At 39.6% G+C, this 22,559-nt stretch carries 23 protein-coding genes, 1 tRNA gene, 3 pseudogenes and 1 other annotated feature; of the genes and pseudogenes, 25 read left to right on the top strand and 2 right to left on the bottom strand.

Translation table 11 applies throughout. The annotated features are described in order from the left end of the window. Positions 1–54 precede the first annotated feature (54 nt). The 6 genes and pseudogenes from rph to MKY11_RS13120 all read left to right on the top strand — a co-directional run. Positions 55–783: a ribonuclease PH gene (gene rph / locus MKY11_RS13145; RefSeq protein WP_024718627.1), complete on the top strand. Its 729-nt coding sequence runs from the start codon at positions 55–57 to the stop codon at positions 781–783. Between the two features lie 10 nt (positions 784–793). Continuing rightward, on the top strand, positions 794–1,396 hold the full coding sequence (locus MKY11_RS13140) for an XTP/dITP diphosphatase (RefSeq protein WP_342501477.1): 603 nt from the start codon (positions 794–796) through the stop codon (positions 1,394–1,396). A gap of 14 nt (positions 1,397–1,410) precedes the next feature. Continuing rightward, positions 1,411–1,935: a metallophosphoesterase gene (locus tag MKY11_RS13135; RefSeq protein WP_008345914.1), complete on the top strand. Its 525-nt coding sequence runs from the start codon at positions 1,411–1,413 to the stop codon at positions 1,933–1,935. 120 nt (positions 1,936–2,055) lie between these two features. Further along, a tRNA-Arg gene (locus tag MKY11_RS13130) sits at positions 2,056–2,129 on the top strand. A 498-nt stretch (positions 2,130–2,627) separates the two neighbouring features. After that, entirely contained in the window at positions 2,628–2,822 is a 195-nt protein-coding gene (locus MKY11_RS13125; RefSeq protein WP_342502111.1) for a DNA cytosine methyltransferase, read from the top strand. 248 nt (positions 2,823–3,070) lie between these two features. Next, positions 3,071–3,210 (top strand): annotated as a pseudogene (locus MKY11_RS13120) (DNA methyltransferase); the annotation flags it as partial. 139 nt (positions 3,211–3,349) lie between these two features. Here MKY11_RS13120 and MKY11_RS13115 read toward each other — a convergent pair. Continuing rightward, positions 3,350–3,622, bottom strand: a complete 273-nt coding sequence (locus tag MKY11_RS13115) for an LCI fold-containing protein (RefSeq protein WP_268362836.1) — start codon at positions 3,620–3,622, stop codon at positions 3,350–3,352. Between the two features lie 122 nt (positions 3,623–3,744). On the opposite strand from MKY11_RS13115, the pseudogene MKY11_RS13110 reads away from it, so the two are divergent. From MKY11_RS13110 to MKY11_RS13035, 16 genes and pseudogenes are all read left to right on the top strand, one after another. Continuing rightward, positions 3,745–4,170 (top strand): annotated as a pseudogene (locus MKY11_RS13110) (hypothetical protein). Between the two features lie 138 nt (positions 4,171–4,308). After that, the gene (locus tag MKY11_RS13105; RefSeq protein ID WP_284565134.1) at positions 4,309–4,692 is read left to right on the top strand and encodes an ArpU family phage packaging/lysis transcriptional regulator; all 384 of its coding nucleotides are present in this window, start codon (positions 4,309–4,311) and stop codon (positions 4,690–4,692) included. A gap of 99 nt (positions 4,693–4,791) precedes the next feature. Next, positions 4,792–5,856, top strand: a complete 1,065-nt coding sequence (locus tag MKY11_RS13100) for an arginine deiminase family protein (protein WP_200964054.1) — start codon at positions 4,792–4,794, stop codon at positions 5,854–5,856. A 370-nt stretch (positions 5,857–6,226) separates the two neighbouring features. Beyond that, positions 6,227–6,676 (top strand): ArpU family phage packaging/lysis transcriptional regulator, encoded by a 450-nt coding sequence (locus MKY11_RS13095; protein ID WP_284565133.1) that lies wholly within the window; start codon positions 6,227–6,229, stop codon positions 6,674–6,676. Then, complete coding sequence (locus MKY11_RS13090) at positions 6,673–7,215, top strand: site-specific integrase (protein WP_060596944.1); 543 nt, start codon at positions 6,673–6,675, stop codon at positions 7,213–7,215. The genes MKY11_RS13095 and MKY11_RS13090 overlap by 4 nt, the downstream gene beginning before the upstream one ends. Before the next feature lie 232 nt (positions 7,216–7,447). After that, positions 7,448–8,221, top strand: a complete 774-nt coding sequence (locus tag MKY11_RS13085) for a hypothetical protein (protein ID WP_342501476.1) — start codon at positions 7,448–7,450, stop codon at positions 8,219–8,221. Between the two features lie 174 nt (positions 8,222–8,395). Next, a complete protein-coding gene (locus tag MKY11_RS13080; RefSeq protein WP_284565131.1) occupies positions 8,396–9,001 on the top strand; it encodes a hypothetical protein in 606 nt (201 codons plus the stop codon). Between the two features lie 392 nt (positions 9,002–9,393). After that, a pseudogene (locus tag MKY11_RS13075) lies at positions 9,394–9,709 on the top strand (HNH endonuclease); the annotation flags it as partial. Positions 9,710–10,102: 393 nt separating this feature from the next. After that, entirely contained in the window at positions 10,103–10,282 is a 180-nt protein-coding gene (locus MKY11_RS13070) for a hypothetical protein (protein ID WP_017358156.1), read from the top strand. 765 nt (positions 10,283–11,047) lie between these two features. Beyond that, a complete protein-coding gene (locus MKY11_RS13065; RefSeq protein ID WP_342501475.1) occupies positions 11,048–12,310 on the top strand; it encodes a DUF1668 domain-containing protein in 1,263 nt (420 codons plus the stop codon). Between the two features lie 254 nt (positions 12,311–12,564). Then, positions 12,565–12,714 carry a teichoic acid D-Ala incorporation-associated protein DltX gene (locus MKY11_RS13060; protein WP_024427820.1) on the top strand — a complete coding sequence of 50 codons (150 nt, stop codon included), beginning with the start codon at positions 12,565–12,567 and terminating at the stop codon, positions 12,712–12,714. A gap of 14 nt (positions 12,715–12,728) precedes the next feature. Then, a complete protein-coding gene (gene dltA / locus MKY11_RS13055; protein ID WP_342501474.1) occupies positions 12,729–14,234 on the top strand; it encodes a D-alanine--poly(phosphoribitol) ligase subunit DltA in 1,506 nt (501 codons plus the stop codon). Continuing rightward, positions 14,231–15,415, top strand: coding sequence for a D-alanyl-lipoteichoic acid biosynthesis protein DltB (dltB, locus tag MKY11_RS13050; RefSeq protein WP_268412653.1), 1,185 nt, complete (start codon positions 14,231–14,233; stop codon positions 15,413–15,415). Before dltA ends, dltB begins: the two co-directional genes overlap by 4 nt. Positions 15,416–15,436: 21 nt before the next feature. Continuing rightward, complete coding sequence (dltC, locus tag MKY11_RS13045) at positions 15,437–15,673, top strand: D-alanine--poly(phosphoribitol) ligase subunit 2 (protein ID WP_003216498.1); 237 nt, start codon at positions 15,437–15,439, stop codon at positions 15,671–15,673. Beyond that, positions 15,673–16,839, top strand: coding sequence for a D-alanyl-lipoteichoic acid biosynthesis protein DltD (dltD, locus tag MKY11_RS13040; RefSeq protein ID WP_048002087.1), 1,167 nt, complete (start codon positions 15,673–15,675; stop codon positions 16,837–16,839). The genes dltC and dltD overlap by 1 nt, the downstream gene beginning before the upstream one ends. A 95-nt stretch (positions 16,840–16,934) precedes the next feature. After that, on the top strand, positions 16,935–17,354 hold the full coding sequence (locus tag MKY11_RS13035; RefSeq protein WP_342501473.1) for a YkvA family protein: 420 nt from the start codon (positions 16,935–16,937) through the stop codon (positions 17,352–17,354). Between the two features lie 195 nt (positions 17,355–17,549). Here MKY11_RS13035 and MKY11_RS13030 read toward each other — a convergent pair whose 3' ends face one another. After that, complete coding sequence (locus MKY11_RS13030; RefSeq protein WP_342501472.1) at positions 17,550–18,593, bottom strand: lactonase family protein; 1,044 nt, start codon at positions 18,591–18,593, stop codon at positions 17,550–17,552. Positions 18,594–19,025: 432 nt separating this feature from the next. On the opposite strand from MKY11_RS13030, the gene ilvE reads away from it, so the two are divergent. The 3 genes from ilvE to ilvN all read left to right on the top strand — a co-directional run bounded on the left by ilvE (position 19,026) and on the right by ilvN (position 22,558). Next, a complete protein-coding gene (ilvE, locus tag MKY11_RS13025) occupies positions 19,026–19,940 on the top strand; it encodes a branched-chain-amino-acid transaminase (protein WP_008342856.1) in 915 nt (304 codons plus the stop codon). 8 nt (positions 19,941–19,948) lie between these two features. Next, positions 19,949–20,196, top strand: a binding site (T-box leader). 122 nt (positions 20,197–20,318) lie between these two features. After that, positions 20,319–22,043 carry an acetolactate synthase large subunit gene (ilvB, locus tag MKY11_RS13020; protein WP_268362608.1) on the top strand — a complete coding sequence of 575 codons (1,725 nt, stop codon included), beginning with the start codon at positions 20,319–20,321 and terminating at the stop codon, positions 22,041–22,043. After that, the gene (gene ilvN / locus MKY11_RS13015) at positions 22,040–22,558 is read left to right on the top strand and encodes an acetolactate synthase small subunit (protein WP_007501584.1); all 519 of its coding nucleotides are present in this window, start codon (positions 22,040–22,042) and stop codon (positions 22,556–22,558) included. Before ilvB ends, ilvN begins: the two co-directional genes overlap by 4 nt. Position 22,559 lies beyond the last annotated feature (1 nt).

Here is a 22,559-nt window from a genome sequence, read left to right as displayed (position 1 = left end):
TAGGAGAACCCCGCTGACACCCGCGCGGAATGTATATTGTAACGGAGGTAAAACATGAGATTAGATGAAAGACAATACGACGAATTAAGAAAAATTGAAATACAGGCAGGCTACATTACGCACCCAGAAGGCTCTGTCTTAATCTCAGCGGGAAATACGAAGGTGATTTGTAACGCATCTATCGAGGACCGCGTACCTCCTTTTTTAAGAGGAGAAGGAAAAGGCTGGATTACAGCAGAATATAGCATGCTTCCAAGAGCAACGGCTCAAAGAACGATAAGAGAATCATCTAAAGGAAAAGTCACAGGACGTACAATGGAGATCCAGCGTTTAATTGGACGAGCTCTGCGCGCAGTCGTTGACTTAGAAAAGCTTGGTGAACGCACCATTTGGATTGATTGTGATGTCATTCAAGCAGACGGTGGAACACGCACAGCTTCTATCACAGGTGCATTTGTGGCCATGACACTAGCGATTCAAAAGCTTCAATCAGCAGGCGTTTTGAAAGAAAATCCGATCACTGATTATTTAGCCGCAATATCCGTCGGAATTGATTCTAAACAGGGACTTCTGTTAGATTTAAATTATGAAGAAGATTCTTCAGCTGAAGTGGATATGAATGTCATCATGACAGGCGCTGGACGCTTTGTTGAACTTCAAGGCACTGGCGAAGAAGCGACATTCTCAAGAGAACAACTAAACGGACTGCTTGATTTAGCCGAAAAAGGCATCAAAGAATTAATTGAAAAGCAAAAAGCAGTGACAGGAGAAGTTATCGAATAAAGAGAAGGGTTTGATCAGGATGAAAACTGCCATCATCGCAACGCACAATGCGGGCAAAGCGAAAGAATTCAAAGCCATTCTTGAGCCAAAAGGATTCACGGTCAAAACACTAGCGGACATCGGATTTACGGAAGAGGTTGAGGAAACAGGACATACCTTTGAAGAAAATGCGATCATCAAAGCCGAGGCCATTCAAGCCAAAGCAGGTGAAATGGTGATTGCAGACGACTCGGGTCTGTCGATTGATTACCTTGGCGGAAAGCCTGGCGTCTATTCAGCGAGGTACGCGGGCGAGCATAAAGACGATGCCGAGAACGTGGAAAAGGTGCTGAATGAGCTGCAAGGCATCAAAAAAGAAGACCGCACTGCTAGATTTAGATGTGCCCTGGCTGTCAGTATACCGGGGAAAGAAACAAAAACGGTAGAAGGATCAGTAGAAGGCTTTATCGCAGAAGAACCGATCGGCGAAAACGGCTTCGGATACGACCCAATTTTCATCGTCAAAGACAAAGACCAGACGATGGCCGAGTTATCACCAGAGGAAAAAAACAAGATCAGCCATCGAGCGGTCGCGCTTCAAAAGCTTTCATCACTGCTAGACGCAAATGAATAAGGGGGAATGAAGCCATGAAGATACTCATCATTAGTGACAGTCATGGACTCACAGACGAACTTCAAACCATTGCCAAACGGCATGCGGCTGAAGTGGACATGATGATTCACTGCGGAGATTCAGAACTCGAAACGAACCACCCAGCACTCGAAGGATACAAAGTCGTCAAAGGAAATTGTGACTTTATGGGCGATTTTGAAGAAGAGCTCCTGCTCCCACTGGATGGAGGCGGAAAACTATTTCTCACTCACGGACATCTGCATGGCATCAAACAATCCTTGCTTCAAGTCTACTACCGTGCAGAAGAGCTAGGCGCAGACATTATCTGCTTTGGCCACTCGCACATCCCAGGCAGTGAACTGCTAAGAGGAAAACTCCTCATTAACCCAGGCAGCGTGCACCTGCCAAGAGTGCGCAAAGAGCGCAGCTATGCTATACTGACACTAGATGGAAGCGAAGCAAACGTACAGTTTTTCACGGACGAAGGTCACGTCATACAAGACCTCGAAAACACTGTCACATTGGAAGGTATTTCATAAGGGTGCAGCATTTGCCCCTTATGAAAAAACTTTCGAAAAACCGTTGACTTTAAAGAACAATAGTAATATAATAAATCTTGTCGCTGAGGTAATACGCCAAAGCACACTACATAACAACATGTCCCAGTAGCTCAGCAGGATAGAGCAACGGCCTTCTAAGCCGTCGGTCGGGAGTTCGAATCTCTCCTGGGACGTATTTTTATTTAAAACCGTTAAAAAGCCAGAAACGTTGATAAAACAATGTTTCTGGCTTTTTTGTTTTCTCCTAGTTGTCGTTTTAAATTTTTTGCGCAAATTTTTCATATAATTAAACGAGCATAGATGCAAACGTCGAACATAGTATGAGTGTGTTGTATCTATGTGGCTGTGGCCTAAACGTTCAGAAACATAATAAATTGAGACTCTTTTAAATAGTACACTAGCGTGGGTATTTCTTAAACGGTGCGCATTAATTACTTTAATATGCAGTAGAAAAGGATGTAAAAGGTCTTTCACTTGATCGACCATTACACACGATCACAGCTGGCGGCAATAGATTCGGACTAGTGACCGTTGCCTTTTTGAATAAGTATTACGGTCAAGGCATAGGCCAGCAATTAGACGAGCCACTGTATACCATTACAACAAAATGCCGTTTCCCATTAACAACAGTTTGCACAAATGGCTAGAGGATCGCAGACATCGGATTGCGTATGTTGCAACCAAACGAACTATTTGCAGGGCAAGGGTTCCCGCCTGGATATACATTTAACATCGGTAATAAATCGGATCAAATACGTAGGGTGGGGAATAGTGTTCCGCCGCAATTCGCAGAGCAGCTGGCAAGGGCTAACCTCCCTGATGCGTGTGTACATGAACATATGAACAAATATAGCAAAGTGAATTAACAGCTTATTGGGGGTTAAGAGATTATGGAATGATTGAGCAAATTGGTTTATTGCGAACGGCCGTACTCGGAGGACAAGCCCAGTGGTTCATTCAAAGGGAAGTATGGTGACTTAGCATGCAGAGCTATCAGGAATAAGTGGAATAAGCGTTCAGTCTGGACCGTTGAAACCAAGCTAACCAAAGATGCTCATTTTCCAACATATCCAGTGGAGCTGATAGAGCCGTGTGTATTAGCTGGTTGCCAATTGTATTCGATCCATTCATGGGTTCAGGAACTACGGGTATAGCGGCACTCAAGCATAGCAGAAATTTTATCGGAATTGAATTATAAAGATCGCAAACAAACGCTTAAACGGCATACAAATTGAACTGTTGCATCACCTTTAAACATAGAGATGATCACAAAATAATTCCGATTGAAGAAGCCCTTGAGTATTTAACGAACGAAGAAGAAATGGTGCTGATTATTGATGGCAGCTTGCTATAAATAAAAAAGAGGGAATTTTCCCTCTTTTAAAAGTAATATTCACGTCAATGTTGTGTACCAGCAACGCTCATAATAACCATACCAGGTACCTTTCCAAGATCTCACACCTTTTAAGTACCAGTTATGGGTTCCATCGTTATGGATTGCTGGGATTGCATTTCTTGAATTGTAAGGGCCAACTTCTTTATTAGCGCATTCTTTCCATTGTTCATTTGGAGTAGCTGCTTCTGCCTGTGCAGTAAAAAAAGCAGATGAAGAAATTAGCAAAGCGAATGACAGAAATGAACTTGCAATTACTTTTGTAATTTTCATAGTTTGACTCTCCTTTATAGTTGGGATTAAAGACTTACAAGTTTAATAATACTATATATTCAAATTTAATCCATTTAAAAATTTATTTAGCATATATGGGAATAAATATTGGAGGTTATGAAATGAAGAAACTACTACTCACACTAACTATTATTATTGCGGCTGTGCTTTATGCGCCGTCTGCTCAGGCTGTTTAGTCAAACTGGCAAACCGAGGGATATGGTCATCAAGCACGAGTCTTTACGGATGATACCAATTACTATGCAGGAGCGAAAACGGTCGATTGGCGAGCTGAAAAGAAAGGATCGAGCACACTTTACTACACCACTGGCGTTTACAAAAAGAGATCCAATGGCGGGCTAACTGATACGAATCTTGTACAAAGGGGCAGCTTCAAAGCGTCAACGCCTCTAAAGTCATTTAGTGTAAGTGAAATTCGCAAACGTACCGGCAAAGGAACATACGTGATCCAGATTGATTGCTACACGGAGTCAGCAAAGAAAAAATACATCGGGACCTTTGAGTCCGTTAAATTCAGTATCCGATAGTCTGAAAGAGTATATTGAAGATTTTGGGGAGAATTACGGAATCGACATTCCATTAGAAGAATAAATCATATGACATAGATCGGTGCAAAATTGCCCTGGTCTATGTCTTTCATTGTTTATAGGAGGAGGTTGAGAAACATGGGAGCTGAACAATTGTGTTTACTGCCAGAAATCGATGAGAAACAAGTCGGGAATGCTCTGATAAAGGAGCTAAAGGTTTATAGAGCTCTCAAGATGAAGGAAGAAAACAGAAAGGAACAAGAGGCAAATGGTGCAACAGGCCTTTTTCCTTCTCTCAGGAATCAGGAAGTTTTAAATGAACTGATGGTACGGAAGATAGAAAGGGCGTTAAAAAATAGTTTAGACGAAATTGAACAAGATATTATCAGGATGAAATATCTTACATCACGATTCGTAAAAGATTTAGAAATAAGCGAAGAATTGGGATTGAAAAAACACCAGTACTATAGGTTGAAAAAGCAAACCACATTTAACCTCTCAACAGCACTGGGCATAATTTAATACAAAAAACACCAAATCCTATTAGTTAAGAAATATTTAAGATTTAATAGTTACTATCTTTAATTAGTGACAAAACAATAAAATGGAGGATTAATTGAAATGAGAAAAAAATTTATTAATTTAGTTGGCTTTGCTGCGGTAATGGCTGTTATTTTAACAGGTTGTTCGCAGTCAAAAAGCTCAGACGGTGTGAAAGCAAAAGCAGAAAAAGTCTCAGCTGAAAACGAAAAAAATAAAGGAAATGTGTATGTTGAAAGTGAATTTGCTCCATTAAAACGTGTCGTTATGTCTCAATCTGAAGTCTATTTTCCAGAAGATAGCGGCTCAAACATGATGGAAGATATGAACGATATTCAAATCAAAATGGAAAAAGAACGTGATGAGTTTAAGAAAATACTCCAGAAATACGATGTAGACATCCAAATGCCACGCCTTTTAACGGAGGATGAAAAGAAATTAGGTATAGCTGAAAATGGTATAACTGGTGGAGCTGGTGCTACGAATTTCTTTGTTAGAGATCCATTCTTTACAATTGGAGATCACATAATCGAAGGATCGTTTTTATCAACTTACCGCAGACTTGAAGTGCTTCCAGCAAGGGATATCCTTTTAAAAGAGGTAAAAGCGAACAAAAATCCATATGTTGCTGTTCCACAGCCCGATGTTTCAAAAGGCATAAATTCCAAGAATGGTCCATTTTTAGAGGGTGGAGATATTCTTGTGTACGGGAAAACAATTTTTGTTGGGAACTCTGGTCAAGCATCTAATAAAGAAGGAATCGATTGGCTCCGTAATTATTTAACACCAGATGGTTATAAAGTAGTTGAAGTAAAACTCGAAAAAAATACACTTCATCTAGATTGTGCTATTAGTTTTGTCCGAGACGGACTGATGATTGTGAATGAAGATTCACTACCAAACGGGATTCCAGATGAATTAAAGGATTGGGATAAAATAAAAGTAAGTTACAAAGATGCGCAAGATTTGGCCATAAATGGTTTACCTATTGATGAAAAAGTATATGTAACGGATTCTGCATATAAAAATACGATTGGAAAAGAACTAGAAAAAAGAAATATCAAGGTGGAATATGTAGATTTTAAAATAACAAGAAGCTATGGTGGCGCTTTCCGATGTACTACTCAACCATTACTCCGTAAATAAACTAGAGACGAAACATCCTTGTTAAGGATGTTCTTTTATTTAAATAAGAAAAAGCCGACAAAAAGGGGGATAAAAAGGGGACCTTTTTTCCTGTGTGGATCATCGTATGATAGAGACAAGCAAAACGAACGTGAATATTTTGTCCAAGACGGAGAGCCTGCGGACACTGATCAACACCTTTTACGGGTGCTGGTTGGTGTCCGTTTTTTATTTGTCGGAAAGGAGGATGAACATGAAGAAGGAGAAACCAAAAAAACAGCCGCAGGAGCTTACAGAAAGAGAGATAAAAGAGCTTATGGGTCACAAAACATGCAGCGGTTAAAAAGAGCCAAAGGCGGAGCCATGCGCCGAAAATAAAGGGGGAATTATCATGAATCAAACAAGCTTAGACATTCCGCAGATCGACGAGGAAAAAACAAGATTCAAAATGGAAAAGATGATGGAAAAATATAAAATACTTAGGTTGCAAACGCCGGAAGACTTTCTTCCAAAGATCACAACAACATACACCATTACGCCGCCGAGTTTCTCAAATCAGTTCCACTCAACCACAGAAGAAGCAGCGCTAAAAAAAATGGATTGGGAAATCGAGCGTGATCAATTCATGAAACGGATTCAGCGTGCAATCAATCGTTTTACGCAAAAAGAGCGCCGTATTTTAGTTATGCTCTATATGCAGGATGAAGAAATGTATGATTACGAGATTTACGCAGAAATGGGACTCAGTCAAAGGAATTATTATCGTGTTAAAAACAAAGCATATTATAGACTGGCATTCGCGCTTAGAGAAGAAGTATATAAGCAGGTGGATAAGTCATGAATTTCGTTCAGCCGATAAGGGACCTTGATCAGATCCATTATATAAAGAAATATCTTGGAGAGCGGAACAAAAGGAACTTGCTGCTTTTTGTGGCCGGAATCAATCTAGGCTTGCGTATATCTGATTTGCTGGAATTAAGGGTGAAGAATGTGAGAAAACAGTACGTATCCCTTAGAGAACAAAAAACAGGTAAAGAGAAAAGAATCAAAATAAACAAGACGCTTCGAAAAGCGATAGATCAATATATCAAAGACAAAGATGATCAAGAGTATCTTTTTAAGAGTAGAGAAGGACTCAACAAACCAATCAGCCGCAGCAGTGCATACAACATTTTGAGAGAGGCAGCGGAGTATGTCGGGCTAGATAGCATAGGTACACATACATTAAGGAAAACATTTGGATACTGGCATTATAAGAAGTTCAAGGATGTGGCCTTGCTGCAAGAAATATTCAACCACTCAAGTCCAGATATTACATTGAGATATATCGGGATCACACAAGACACAATGGATAGAACAATGGACGACTTCGGCTTATAGGCTCATCTGTTCAAATGGCAGGTGGGTCTTTTTTTGTGCTCTTTTTTATCAACTAACCATAATGAGAAAACGTCCAACTCATTTTAAGGAATTGGCTGAAAAGCAATAGGGGCAAAGGATTCAGCGATTCCCTGAGTTAGACACAATAATAGATATGGTTAATTGGTGGATTGTGTGGATAAATGACAATTCTAGATATATAATGATGTTAAAAATTGATTGGAGATTTATGGTGAAAGATAAACAAATAGGTGTTTCTCATTTTGTATACGTTTGTATCATTGCATTATTAATCATGTCATTTATATTAGTATTTGCTTTTGGTGGTAGCCAGGATGCTGGCAACCAAGTGAATGTAATGGCTACTGGAATTTCTATAATTCTAGCAGTGATTGCGATATTTATGACTTTAGTAGATGTCGCTGGTCAAAGGCAGTCAATTATTGATATCAAAGAAACTGCTGAAAAATTAGCTGAATCACAAACGATTTCTCAAGAAACTGTACAGAAGTCAATAGAAACATTAAATGAATTAGCTGATTTTAGAAAAGAACTGTTGAAATCAGTATCTGATTATAGAAATGGCACAGAGGAATTAATACTCGAATTATTTAAAAAGGAAGAGCAATCAATAAGTAAAGAAGAATTGCAAGAATTGTTAAATAAACTTAATAGGAAAACTTCAGATTTAGAATCAAAAGTACAAAAAATTGCTCCAAATGAAAAAATTGAATATAGATCGCAAAGGCAAATTCTTAATGATTTTAAACAATGGGTTAGAAGTAAATATCAAAATCAGTCAAAAATAAAAAGTAGCGAATTTTTCGAAGAAATATATAGAAAATTCCCTAATATGGAAATAGCAACTATTAAGAACTATATATTATATACAAGAGGTGTATATATAAGTACTGAAGAAAACGAAGACTATATTGATTTAGAAAAGTTAAAGAATGTTGAAGACACAAGACCATTTGTAAGAACAAAATCCGGCATAATTTTGTAAGTTGAAATAAAAAAGGCACACTTTTGGCACAATCTTGGCAAAGCGTTTTGTCTGAGAGTGGTTATGATGGTATTAGGTGATAAATTGAGAGCGGCTTCCATTACGGAGGTCGTTTTTTGTTCAAATACTCATAATCACTCTCTTCCTTCCGATAAAAATAAAAGGGGGGATAATATGTCTAATGAAAACAAATATCTTGAGTCAGCAAAAATAGCAGCAGAAACAGCTGCGAGTAATACACAACTCACGATGGTAGTGACCGTGATATGTACCTTGATTGCTTTGATAGGAACTGGATTAACTGCTTGGTTTGCATATAAAAGTGCATACAGGACAGCTGTTGTTGATACTTTGACCAAACAAAGGATAGAATGGTTAAATAACTTAAGGGCAAAATTTGTTGAATTTAATACCTTAGCTACTGAATTTTATTATAATAAAAATAATCCACATCAGACAAATTACAACGTTTTTGATAAATTTAATTTGTTAGATAAAACCAAAAATCATATTAGATTATTGCTCAATCCAAAAGAGCCTGTTGCTAAAAGTATTAATGTGAAATTTCAAGAGGTTATTAATCTTTTACTTGATGAGAATTCATTCCGTTCTTCACAATTAGGTGCTCTGCTACTAGTAATTGATAATTTTCAACAAATTATATTGAAAGCAGAGTGGAAGAGAATAAAAGAAGAGATAAAAAAAGGTAGAGAACTAAATCCAGATGAGGTAAGTGAGATTTACATGAATGTTTCTAAGAAACTAAAATTAGAAATTTAGCCTTGAGCATCCTGCGGGGTGCTTTTTATTTTGGGGAGGGACACAACGTGGACAACTCACTCAGGGAACTAATCATTAATACAGCAATTGGACACGCAATAAGGACAGACCAATTGTATAACGGTCTTAAAGCTCTTAATAAAAGGGGATGCATATGGGCGGATGGGGAGATCATCAGGGGATTAGGCATGCTTGGATCTTATGGAGTTAGGGCAGGGAAGCTATAGACAGCCTCCTACATGTCAGCCAGATTCTGTCCTATGAAGCAACACGATCCTATTTAGCATCATATCAAAGCCAGTACAGGGAGTTTTATGCCGTACAGAAAGTGGGACACCTTCATGCCTTTGTTTTGTTTGCGATGTTAGATGAGAGGAAAGCTGGTGAATCCAATGCCTACTAAACCGTTGAGAGAGTGTAAGGTGCGAGGATGCAGGGGGTTAACAAGGAATGGTTATTGTACTACTCATGCTGATGGTAAGCAGCAGGAAGCAAAGTATTACAACAACATGTTCGAGATAAACAATCAACAAGCTTTTACAAATCGAAAGAGTGGAAACAGACAAGACAACTTGTTCTAATGCGAGACAATTACCTTTGTCAAAGCTGTTTAAAACAAGATCGTGTCGTGCCTGCTGACATGGCACATCACATAGTGGAACTAGACTCAAACAAACGCCTAGACTAAACAACCTTGAAAGCATGTGTATATCACGTCTGCATCTGAATATCACGATGGGTAACAATAATAAACTGAAAAGCCCTTCCATAATAATGAAGGGACTTTTTTGTTATTTAACACGCTCGATGTTAGTATCTACTTCCGAGATCCATTTTTTTGTTGTGGTTGTTTTGTATTTGCCGTTAACATATATTTTTGTGTTTGCTTGGTATTCAGCTTTAGAATACTTCTTAATCCATCTATACTTTTGTACTGCTTTTAATTTTATTTCACCTTTTGCCGAGATATAACCAGATACCATCCCAGCAAACGCAGCCTTCTTTCTATGAAAAAATGTAATTTAATTTCATTATAAGAAAAAATGTTTTAATTCCAATTTTTATGTAATAGAATTTATATGATTTAAACAAAGGAGTGAGATGGCGGTGAAGCATTTTTTAACGGCAATCGTAGTAGCTATCATTGTGGGGATCATTGTTTATGTTGCAGATAATCGTTTAGGTATGTTTCCGTTGATGCTAATTTTAGCGGTTGCGATCTATATCGTAAGCAGGATTAGTGAATCATTGATAAAAAAATACTCCAAAGAAAATAGTTAATTACACAGCCCCTCCCACTGGAAGGGCGTTTTTTAATGAACCTTCATTTTTTCTTCTCTTTATCTCATTCTAATACAACATTAATTAAGACAAGCTTTTTAACAGCCTTACGAATCTCCTGCTCAGTCACCGCAGAGATTAATGTTAAATAGAAAGAACATTCTTTCTCTAACTTAAAAAATTAAGGTGTATAGTAGAAGGAGAATATGAAATGAGTAAGGAGGAATTCTGGGGTGTACAAAATCAAATCAGTGATTGACAAGGGGAGCAGTTCTTTGGCTACAGAGTTGATACTGGAAAAGGATATTTTATAGAAGAGCATGCTTTGACATTTATACTTTCCGAACATGATTACATATATGATGTACTTGAAGAGAAATTTGAGAAATGTTATGAGGATACAAGAAGCTAGTTAGTCACGCGCTTTCAGGAGAAAGCTGATTTAGAGATCTTTTCTATTGGTTTTGGGGACAGTGTGTATCCAAGCTTTGGAGGCTGGATGAAAACGGGGAACCTGCTTGTCTTGTGACGGATTTTTTAATAATGGACTGATGAGAAACCCATGAATCATGGGTTTTTTTGATGGAGGAATACAAAAATATGAATTGATTCTAATGCGGAAGTCTGATTTTAGAAATTTACAGGCGTATTGGGGAAACAGTAAGTAAATAAGTAATAAATATATATAAAAGTAACAAAAATATGAAAAAAATAAATAACTATCCGATATTTGTTGTGTAAACAAATTGAAGGAGTGTGGTTATCTTGAAAAAATGGTTTTTTATTTTCATTTTATTATTTTCTGCATTAAGTTATCCATTACAATCAATAAAAGCAGAAACACTTGAATGGGAAAAACGAGAAGAGCTACCAGATGCAAGAGTAGGAGCTGTAAGTGAAGTATATGATGGGAAAATCTATGTAATAGGTGGAACGGGTCCAAGTAAGGCATATTCTAATACTACTTATGTATATGATCCGAAGTTAGATAAATGGTCAGAAAAAGCTGGTATGAAAACAGGCCGTATGGGTGCTGCCAGTGTAATAGTAGATGAACGTATATATGTAATGGGTGGTAGAACAGAACAAGGATCCACAAATAGCGTAGAAGTTTATAATATCAAAACGGATACATGGGAGAATTCAGAAGACCTTCCATTTGAATTGAAGATATCTGCATATAATTTATACGCTGGTGTTATAGATAATAAAATCTATGTTGTTGGTTATAATAGTTCGTTAAAGCCAGAGAGGTACAATAATACATTTAGTTACGATACAAAAACAAAGGAATGGACAAAAAAGAAAAAATTCACCAATGAGGCTACTGCTGGAAATGCTGTGGTTATAAAAAATAAACTCTATGTTTTAGCTGGATCAGAATTAATAGGTCCAAAAACGTTTGAGTACGATCCATTATTAGATCAGTGGACAGTTTTAGGATCGGGAGCAATTGCACCTTATCATGATGCATTAAATTTTGAGGATTATATTATAAGAACAGGTGGAACTTCTAGAGTTACACTCTTTGATATAGAAGCTATGAAATCGAAAACTATACCTAACACTTCTGCACCTTATCGAATGGGACATGTATCAGCGCTTGTTGATGATACACTCTATGTAATTGGAGGAGTTGAACAAAGTTCAAGTGCTCCTACTAACGCTAGAGCAAATTTCAAAACTAATTTATCTATCTCGTTAAAGAGTCTAAAAAACACTGAAACCGAACCACCTGGCGACAAAGACCCAGAACCAACAACACCACCAAAAGACGATGCAACAGATGAAGACGGAGATGCTCTTCTCATCATCACAATGGTTAATGGCTTACAGAAAGAGTATGACCTTTCAATGAAAGAAGTCAACGCCTTCCTATCCTGGTACAAAAAACGTGATGCCGGCGAAGGTCCAGGGTTTTATGAAATTGACGAGCATGACAACAACAAAGGTCCCTTTGAAAGTAAGAAGGATTATGTGGTGTTCAAAAACATACTCATGTTCGAAGTCAATAAATATAAGAAGTAATTGATATCAAAGCCATCTAGTCAAACTAGGTGGCTTTTGCGTTTGTTCGACAGTTTTCACCAATTTTAAGGCAAATTTAAGCTTCCATTTCATTTCAATTACATTAAATCTTTGTTACAATAAGACAGCTTTGCCCGAAGACACGTTCATACTTTGGACATCTTTTTTTCATCAATTCTTAAAATTTTTATGTTTTGATATGAAACTCTTTTGATGATCCATGCGTCTTTATAAGTGTCAAAAGAAAAGAGGTTATCAATATGCTATTCAAAAAGCTATCAGAAAATAAGTCTGTAAAATGGATAGGATATACAAGCTTTTACTTACTTATTTTGCTATTATTGTTCTTTATTTACGGATTCCATACAGCAAATACGGGATCATTCATTTACAACGATTTTTAATTGGAGATTAAACTATGAAACTATTACACACGATTCATGAATACCAACAAACGAAACCGACACAGCCAGCATTTGTTTCTCAACATGCTTCGATCACATATGATGAGCTTTGGCGTCTATCAGACCAAATGGCTGGTGCGATCGATGCAGTCGCAACTGACAGTGCACCTGTCATTGTATACGGTCATATGGAGCCAGAGATGCTGATTTCTTTCTTAGGCAGTGTGAAATCAGGCAGACCTTATATTCCGGTCGACATCTCAATACCTGTCGAGCGCATCGTCTCAATCATTGAAAGCTCAAAAGCCAGTCTATTGATATGTGCAAATGAGCAGAATGTATTAGATGTAGAAGAACACATTGAAGTGAAGAGTGCGGCATCGCTTTTAGCACTTGAAAAAGAAGCACCGCCATCCACGCAGTGGGTTCAACAAGATGATGTTTTCTACATTATTTATACGTCTGGCAGTACCGGAAAACCGAAGGGCGTTCAGGTAACAGCCAATAATTTAGAAAGCTTTACAGAGTGGATGTGCCGTGACTTCCCAATTGGTGAGGGACGCACATTCTTAAATCAAGCACCATTTTCTTTTGACTTATCAGTGATGGATCTCTATCCAGCGCTTCAATCAGGCGGCACGCTGTACTGTTTAGTGAAAGATCTTGTGAATAAGCCGAAGGATATGTTTGCAGCGCTTGGTCAATCTGACGTTGAAGTGTGGACATCAACACCTTCCTTTGTGCAAATGTGCTTAATGGATCCTTCCTTTACAGGGGAGCTTTTACCAGAGTTGAAAGTTTTCTTGTTCTGCGGAGAGGCACTTCCTGTTTCTGTAGCAAGTGCGCTTCTTGAGCGTTTTCCTAAGGCGCAGGTTTTTAATACGTATGGTCCAACTGAAGCAACTGTTGCGATTACATCGATTGAAGTCACGCAGGAGATTCTTGATCAGCACGATTCTTTACCAGTGGGTTATGCCAAACCGGATACAGATATCGTCATTTTAGATGAAGAAGGCAAGACACTCCCTGATGGGAAAAAAGGGGAAATTGTCATCGTGGGGCCAAGCGTCACGAGAGGCTATTTAGGTGAACAAGCTTTAACGGATAAAGTGTTCTTTGAATACGAAGGACGCCCTGCTTACCGCACAGGTGACGCAGGTGTGGCGCAGGATGGTTTGATTACGTGCCACGGTCGTCTGGACTATCAAATTAAGCTACATGGATACCGGATGGAGCTTGAAGAAATTGAATATCATGTGAGCGAGACAACGTATGTCAATGCTTGTGTGATTGTGCCATTCCAGCCAAACGGTCATGTGGAGTACTTGATTGCAGCCATTGTTCCAGCAGCGCATTCTTTTGAAAAAGAATATCAGCTGACAAGTGCGATTAAGAAAGAAATGGCGGATTCACTTCCTGCGTACATGATTCCAAGAAAGTTTGTCTATCTTGAGCAGCTGTACATGACGCCAAACGGGAAGGTTGACCGTAAAAGAATCGCGAAAGAGGTTCTTCTATGATTCCGTTTAGTTCATTCTTTTTCTTCATTCTAATTGGTATTCTTCTTCTGCCGACGATGATTCTTGGTCTTCGCGGCAAAAGAATGCAGGGCTACAACATGTTTGCAACGGTTGTGGCACTCGCGCTTATTTTCTCAAAGGATGCACATGGCGCTTTGTTGCTGTTCTTGTTTACAGTGTGGCAAGTCTTGATCATCCGCCTATACCTTGCGTACCGGCTGAAGGCGAACCGTGCGTCTGTCTTCTATATGGCAGTGGTGGCATCGATTTTGCCGCTTGTGCTATCAAAGGTTTTACCGTTCTTTTTAACTCATCAGCCGCACCAACCGCCGCCAATGAACTGGCTGAGCTTTTTGGGGATCTCGTACTTAACATTTAAAGGTGTTCAGTTAATTATCGAGACAAGAGACGGCTTGATTAAAAAGAAAATCCCGATTCACCGTTTGGTCTATTTCATCGTCTTTTTCCCGACGATTTCATCCGGTCCAATCGATCGTTATCGCCGGTTTGAAAAGGATATGGATACACCGCCTGAAAAAGAAGCGTACAGTGACCTTCTATATGCAGGGATTCATAAAATTTTTATTGGGTTCTTATATAAGTTCATTATTGGTTATCTCATTCACACATATATTCTCATGAATATTCATCACATTAGTAGCAGTCACTTTGTTCAACAGTTAACGTATATGTATGCGTACAGTATGTATTTGTTCTTTGACTTTGCTGGATATACAGCATTTGCTGTAGGTGTGAGTTATATCATGGGTATTAAATCACCAGAAAACTTTAATAAACCGTTTATCAGCCGTAATATTAAAGACTTCTGGAATCGCTGGCACATGTCGCTATCCTTCTGGTTCAGAGATTATGTGTTTATGAGATTTGTGTTCTTTATGACAAAGAAGAAGTGGATCAAGAACCGAATGGCTGTATCAAATATTGGGTACTTTGTCCTCTTTCTATTGATGGGTGCTTGGCATGGTCTCGCCCTTCAATACATTATTTACGGACTATACCATGCAGTTGTGATGTCCGGTTACAATTTATTTGAGAAGTGGAATAAAAAGCACAAGTGGTGGCCGGATAATAAGGTCACAATGGTTGTGTCGATCATTATTACATTCCATGTGATTTGTTTCGGATTTTATATTTTTTCAGGAAAACCATTTCATCATTAATGATTAAGGGAGTAGAAAATTATGGAATTTAAAAATCAAGTATACGGTATTATTGCAGAGGTTTGTCAGGACGACGTTGTGAAAGAAAATCCAGAGATTGCAATTTTTGACGAAGGTCTTCTAGATTCATTTGGTACAGTAGAACTACTTATGGCAATTGAAAGTCAACTTGGAATTACTGTTCCGATTACAGAGTTTGATCGTGATGTGTGGGATACACCGAATCACATTGCTGAGCAGCTGGCAGAGATGAAGTAATGAAAAAGCGTTTTTTTGGGCCGCTTATTTTAGCGGCTGTTCTATTCATTGGTGTTCTTCTTGTACCAAATGCATGGCTCTCACATCTGATCCCAAAAGACAAATTACAAAAGTCAGCCACAGAATTAGATCCAGGGATGTTCCAAGGGCTTTATTTACAAGATGAAATGCTAAAAGATCCAACTTATTTGCCGATCTATGGATCTTCTGAACTATCCCGTTTTGATCCATATCACCCTTCGAATTTCTTTCATGAAAATCCTCAAGGGTTTACACCTTATCTTGTTGGAAAAGGTGGATCGCAATCATTAATTCATGCCATGAACTTTGCAGCGCATATGAATGAATTAAAAGGGAAAAAGCTTGTGTTTATCGTGTCCCCGCAGTGGTTTGTCAAAGGGGGATCAGACGAGAATCACTTTGCTCCTAACTATTCAGCGCTTCAGGCGCTTGATCTTGCTTATAATAAAGAAATTGATCCAGCTGTGAAAAAAAAGCTCATCAAAAGGATCATGAAGTTTAAGGCAGTAAAGAACGACATGGTCATCACAGAGCTTTTTAAAGCAGAGCTTTCTGGGAACAAATTCGCTTATGGCGCGATTTCTCCTATTGCAAAAATGTATTATGGCATGCTTCAAAAGAAAGACATGTACTATACGATCGGGTCTGGGCATGAGCGCAAGCATCGTCCGTCTCCTTCAGTGAAAGGGAAAACATGGACTGAGCTTGAAAAAGAAGCGAGCGTCTTAGGATCCGAAAAAGCAGGGGACAACCCGTTTTATATTGATCAGAGACTGTTTGATCGTAAGCTGAAGCCGATCATGAAAAAGATGAAGGATTCTCGTCGTGACAATTCTTATGCAGCATCACCTGAATATAAAGATTTCCAGATCATGCTGGATATTTTAAAACAGGCAGGGGCGAAGCCTTTATTCGTGACGATTCCCGTCAACGGAAAATGGTATGATTACACTGGTTTTCCGAAAGAGGGACGTACAGATTATTATCAAAAAATCAATCGTCAAATTCGAGATAATGGGTATGAAGTCGCAGATTTGACTTCGCATGAGTATGACCCATATTTCTTTAAGGACACGATTCATGTGTCGTATAAAGGATGGGTATACATCGATAAGGCGATCGAAAAGTTTTACAAAGAGCAGTAGATTGCAGCAGCTTTCTGCTGCTTTTTGTTTGTCGAATGAGTGGATTTCTTGTATAACTAAGGTGGAAGGGCTATGCTGAATATGGAGGCGATACGATGAATCGTTCTGAGGAAAAAGAACTATTAAAGCGTTCAAAGAAGCATTTTAATGATCATGCCTTTTGGGAAAAGTTAAAAAAGACGGCACAAAAAGCTGGAGTTTCTCTTGTCTATGCTGTGTTATTACTTTATTATACATTGCAAAAACCCGAAGTACCGGTTAAAGCGAAGACCCTCATCATTGGGGCGCTAGGGTACTTTATCCTTCCGATTGACCTGATCCCTGATACATTGGTGGGGATCGGCTACACAGATGATCTAGGCGCCATCACATTTGCTCTGCTTCAAGTCGCAATGTACATTGATGACGATGTCAAAGGAAAAGCAAAAGACAGGCTGGGAAAATGGTTCGGTGAAAAAAGCGATACGTCTTTCATTGATCAAAAGCTTGAAGATGGCGGTATGCCGTCTGCTTAAAGAAAAGCCTCCTAAACGGGGGCTTCAGCGTGTAGACAAACCCTCGCATTCTTTGTCAGTCCTGCGCTCCGGTGCTTGTTCTTCCTAGACTTCAAGGGTTTTCAACTACGCTGAAAAAAAGACAAAGGGCTAAAATAAAGGTCATTTTAGCCCTTTGTCAACAATCTATTGCCTCCTAAACGGAGGCTTTTTTCATTATCCTAAAAATTTCACGCAAACCGGATGCGGAACGGTGATGTCTGTTTGTAAGACAGTGAGTCGACCGGTTTCTTTGTCACGTTTGTATAACACAAGATTACTAGATTCTTGGTTTGAGCCGACGAGAAATTCTTCTGTTGGATCAAGGACAAAGTCTCTAGGCCAATTTCCTTCAGATGAAGCAATTTCAACGAGGCTTAGTTTGCCGTCATGATCTGCTTTGAAAATGGCAATGCTGTCATGTCCACGATTTCCTGCATACACAAAGTGACCGTCAGAAGACACATGAATGGCGCTGCCTTGATTATTCTCTGTGAAGTCATTAGGAATGGTTGCGATCGTTTGGATCTCTTCGAAATGACCATCTTCAAAGTAACGAAGTACAATGACCTCTGAGCTGAGCTCTGTCATCACATAGGCCACAGGTTTCGTTGGGTGGAATGTGATATGACGAGGGCCGCTTCCTGGTTTTGTTTCAAATGTATGGGTAAGCTCAAGTTTGCTGTTTTCTTTCTTATACGTATAAATTCCGTCTGTGCCAAGGTCAACAGCTACTGCAAATTGTTCATCAGGTGTCAAACCCATAAAGTGAGTGTGCGGTTTTTCTTGACGGTCTTCGTTTGGTCCAGTGCCTTCATGCTGCGCCTGTGACAGCGTGCGAATCACTGAGCCGTTTTCAGCATCAATTTCGTACATCTCTGCTGTTCCTTTATGATAGTTTGCTGTAAACGCTGTTTTCGTTTGGCTGTCCACGCTGACGTGACAAGGAGAAGCCCCATCGGCAAGCTCTTGGTTGATGAAACGAAGTGCGCCGGTGTCGGCATCAATTTGATACGCAGCAAGACCGCCCTGTGCTCCTTCTTTCACAACAGCATACACAAACTTTTGAGAATCTGAGACAGTTAAATATGTAGGATTTTCAAGTTCTGCAGCCACTTCTACTTGTTCAATCTGCTGCTTGTCCGTATTTAAAGTAAAAGAATAGATTCCTTTGCTGTCTCCTTTTGTATACGTTCCGATATAACCTCTGATGTTAGCCATGTATTGCCCTCCTTCTATTAGATGCTCTCATTCTATCACAAATTCATAGGAAAACGCTTTAGAAAGGCATGCTGAAGGAAAAAACAAACGCAATGAAATCTCACAATATTCTTCAAAAACCGTGTAAAAAAATATCACAAAAGCTTGTTCAAAAGAAAACCGTTCATGTAGAGTAAATAAATTGAAGAAAAAATACAAAAAATTTTAAGTTTTTTCATTCCTTGTCTAGCAAAGGTGTAAGCGTATACATTTTATTTTGATTAGTCTAAATTGTCTAATAATTTTAAAAATGCTGTTGACACTGTATGGAAAGCGGCGTAAGATGGGTTCAACAAAAGCAAACAGACACGCAGAGTAAGCGTGAGACACTTCAATATAAAGTGTCTGAAAATTCAACTACTTTTTGTTTGAAAGAGAGGGTGCTCACTGAAGATGGAAGACCAAAAGGAACAGTGGATCTTTTTAAACGATGAACTCGTGAAAAAAGAGGATGCGAAAATTTCAGTTTATGATCATGGCTTCTTATATGGTGACGGTGTGTTCGAAGGAATACGTGTTTATAACGGAAATATCTTTCGAATGAAAGAACATTTAGACCGCCTGTATGATTCCGCTAGATCCATTATGCTGAACATTCCATATTCACTTGAGGAGCTCACTGAAAAAATGATTCATACAGTTGAAAGGAACGGCCTAAAAGATGCCTATATCCGCCTTGTTGTCTCAAGAGGAGCCGGTGATCTTGGCTTAGATCCAAACAACTGTGGGAGAGCCAATACAGTGATCATTGTAGAGCCGCTGGCCATCTTTCCAAAGCACCTATATGAAACAGGTATTGATATTGTGACAGTACCAACGAGGCGAAATCGTCCTGACGTACTAAGTCCAAAAGTGAAATCATTAAACTATTTGAATAACATCCTTGTCCGAATCGAAGCCCATATGGCCGGTGTGAGTGAAGCGCTGATGCTGAACGATCAAGGGTACGTGGCAGAAGGTTCTGCAGACAATGTGTTTATTTATAAAAAAGGTAAGCTCTATACACCGCCAGGTTATATCGGCGCTCTTGAAGGCATCACAAGAAATGCCATCATGGAAATCGCAGAAGACTTAGGCTACGAAGTGAAAGAAGAACCTTTCACAAGACATGATGTGTATACAGCTGAAGAAGTCTTCCTGACAGGAACCGCTGCCGAAGTCATCGCTGTTGTAAAAGTTGACGGCCGTATCATTGGCGAAGGAAAACCAGGGTTCCACACAAACAAACTTCTTGAACAATTCCGCAAGCGAGTCGTTGAAGAAGGAGAAAAAGTAGTCTTTACCGATGAAAACATTCACGCAAGCTAAATAGATATCGATAAACGTTGAAGAGGACTAGTAGCTTTAGAGTCAGTATCTACAGAGAGCCGGTGCTAGCTGGAAACCGGTGTTACTTTCTAAAGTGAACTCACCTCTGAGTGTCTGCTTGAAATGATAGTAGGGCAGACCGAGTGACATTGCATCACTCGTTACCAAAATGGATGAAAGATGTCCATGAGACGGCAGCATGATTTGCCGTGAACAAGGGTGGTACCGCGAAAAACAAAGCTTTTTCGCCCCTTTGACCTAGTGAAAAGTAGTGTCATTGTGGGGTGAGAAGGCTTTTTTATATGGTCTCATATCTCTATCTTGAATGGAAAAGGGTGAAAGGACTTGACTGAAGCAAGACAAAGAGGAGGAAATCAAATGGGGACAAATGTACAAATGGAGACGGAAAAATCAAATGCACCACAAACGATGAACGGTGCACTCATGTTAATTGAAGCACTCAAAAGAGAAAAAGTAGAAGTCATTTTTGGTTATCCTGGCGGAGCTGTTTTACCGATCTACGATAAAATTTACGATTCTGGTTTATTTCATGTCCTGCCAAGACATGAGCAAGGAGCGATTCACGCAGCGGAGGGATACGCAAGAGTATCTGGTAAACCAGGCGTTGTTATTGCCACATCAGGACCGGGGGCAACAAACCTAGTCACAGGAATTGCGGATGCGATGATTGATTCACTACCTATGGTTATCTTCACTGGACAGGTGGCAACCTCAGTCATTGGATCAGATGCTTTCCAAGAAGCAGATGTACTTGGTATCACAATGCCAATCACAAAACACAGCTATCAAGTGAGACGTCCAGAAGAGTTACCGGGTGTCATTAAAGAGGCATTTCACATCGCAACAACCGGCAGACCTGGTCCAGTCTTGATTGATATTCCAAAAGATGTCGCTGGCATTGAAGGGACATTTGAATACGATCAGCCAATCGACTTGCCTGGTTATCAGCCGAAAATTGAGCCGAATTATTTGCAAATTCGCAAGTTAGTAGAAGCTGTAAGCAGAGCAAAGAAACCAGTTATTCTAGCAGGAGCTGGCGTTCTTCACGGCAAAGCGTCGGAAGAATTAAGGCAATATGTAGAGCAGCAGCAAATCCCTGTCGCTCATACATTGCTTGGGCTTGGTGGATTCCCAGCAAAGCACCCTCTTTTCCTAGGAATGGCGGGTATGCACGGCACATATGCAGCGAACATGGCACTACATCAATGTGACTTACTCATTTCAATCGGAGCGAGATTTGATGACAGGGTAACTGGCAACCTCAATCATTTTGCAAAGCATGCGAAGGTGGCTCACATTGACATCGACCCAGCGGAAATTGGTAAAAACATTCACACCCATATCCCAGTTGTTGGTGACAGTAAGCTAGTGCTTCAAGAACTGATCAAGCAGGACGGGAAACAAGGTAAATCAGACGAGTGGAAGAGCCAGCTAAATCAGTGGAAGGAAGAATATCCACTCTGGTATGTCGAAAACGAAGCTGAAGGCTTTAAGCCTCAAAAGCTGATCGAATACATTCATCAATTTACAAAAGGTGAAGCCATTGTGGCAACTGATGTCGGACAGCACCAAATGTGGGCTGCACAGTTCTATCCATTCGAAAATGCCGATAAATGGGTGACATCTGGTGGGCTTGGCACAATGGGATTTGGTTTACCGGCAGCGATTGGCGCGCAGCTAGCTGATCAAGAGGCAACGGTTGTAGCGATTTTAGGAGACGGAGGTTTCCAAATGACCCTGCAAGAACTTGCCGTTATCCGTGAGCTGAACCTTCCAGTGAAAGTGATTGTTCTCAATAATCACAGTCTTGGAATGGTAAGACAATGGCAAGAAATTTTTTACGAAGAACGCTACTCGCATTCTAAATTTTCAGAGCAGCCAGACTTTGTGAAATTATCTGAAGCTTATGGCATTAAAGGGATCAGAATCTCATCAGACGAAGAGGCGCAAGAAAAGCTAGAAGAAGCATTAACGTCTAGAGAGCCTGTTTTCATCGATGTCAATGTAGCGAGAGATGAGAAAGTATTCCCGATGGTAGCACCGGGGAAAGGACTTCATGAGATGGTGGGGGTGAAACCTTGAAAAGAATTATTGTGTTGACTGTATTAAATCGATCAGGCGTACTGAACAGAATCACAGGCCTTTTTACCAAAAGACACTACAATATTGAAAGCATTACGGTCGGCCATTCTGAGATTCAAGATGTATCACGCATCACGTTCGTCGTCCATGTAGACCAGGAGAAAGACATCGAACAGCTGACAAAACAGCTGAACAAACAAATCGATGTCCTCAAAGTAACGGATATTACAAACCAATCAATCGTTCAGCGAGAGCTGGCTTTGATAAAAGTCGTATCTGCACCAGCATCTAGAATGGAGATCACGGGGGTCATTGAACCTTTTAGAGCTTCTATTGTAGATGTGAGCAGAGAAAGTGTCGTCATTCAGGTGACAGGTGAGTCTTCAAAAATTGAAGCACTCATTGAATTACTTAAGCCATACGGCATTAAAGAAGTCGCCAGAACTGGCACCACGGCCTTTGCGAGAGATAATCAGCAAAAGCCACAAACAAATAAAACAATTTCAATTGTCTAAA

Source organism: Bacillus sp. FSL W7-1085 (assembly GCF_038595035.1).
Taxonomy (GTDB): domain Bacteria; phylum Bacillota; class Bacilli; order Bacillales; family Bacillaceae; genus Bacillus; species Bacillus altitudinis.
This window is presented reverse-complemented; position numbering and strand designations above follow the sequence as displayed.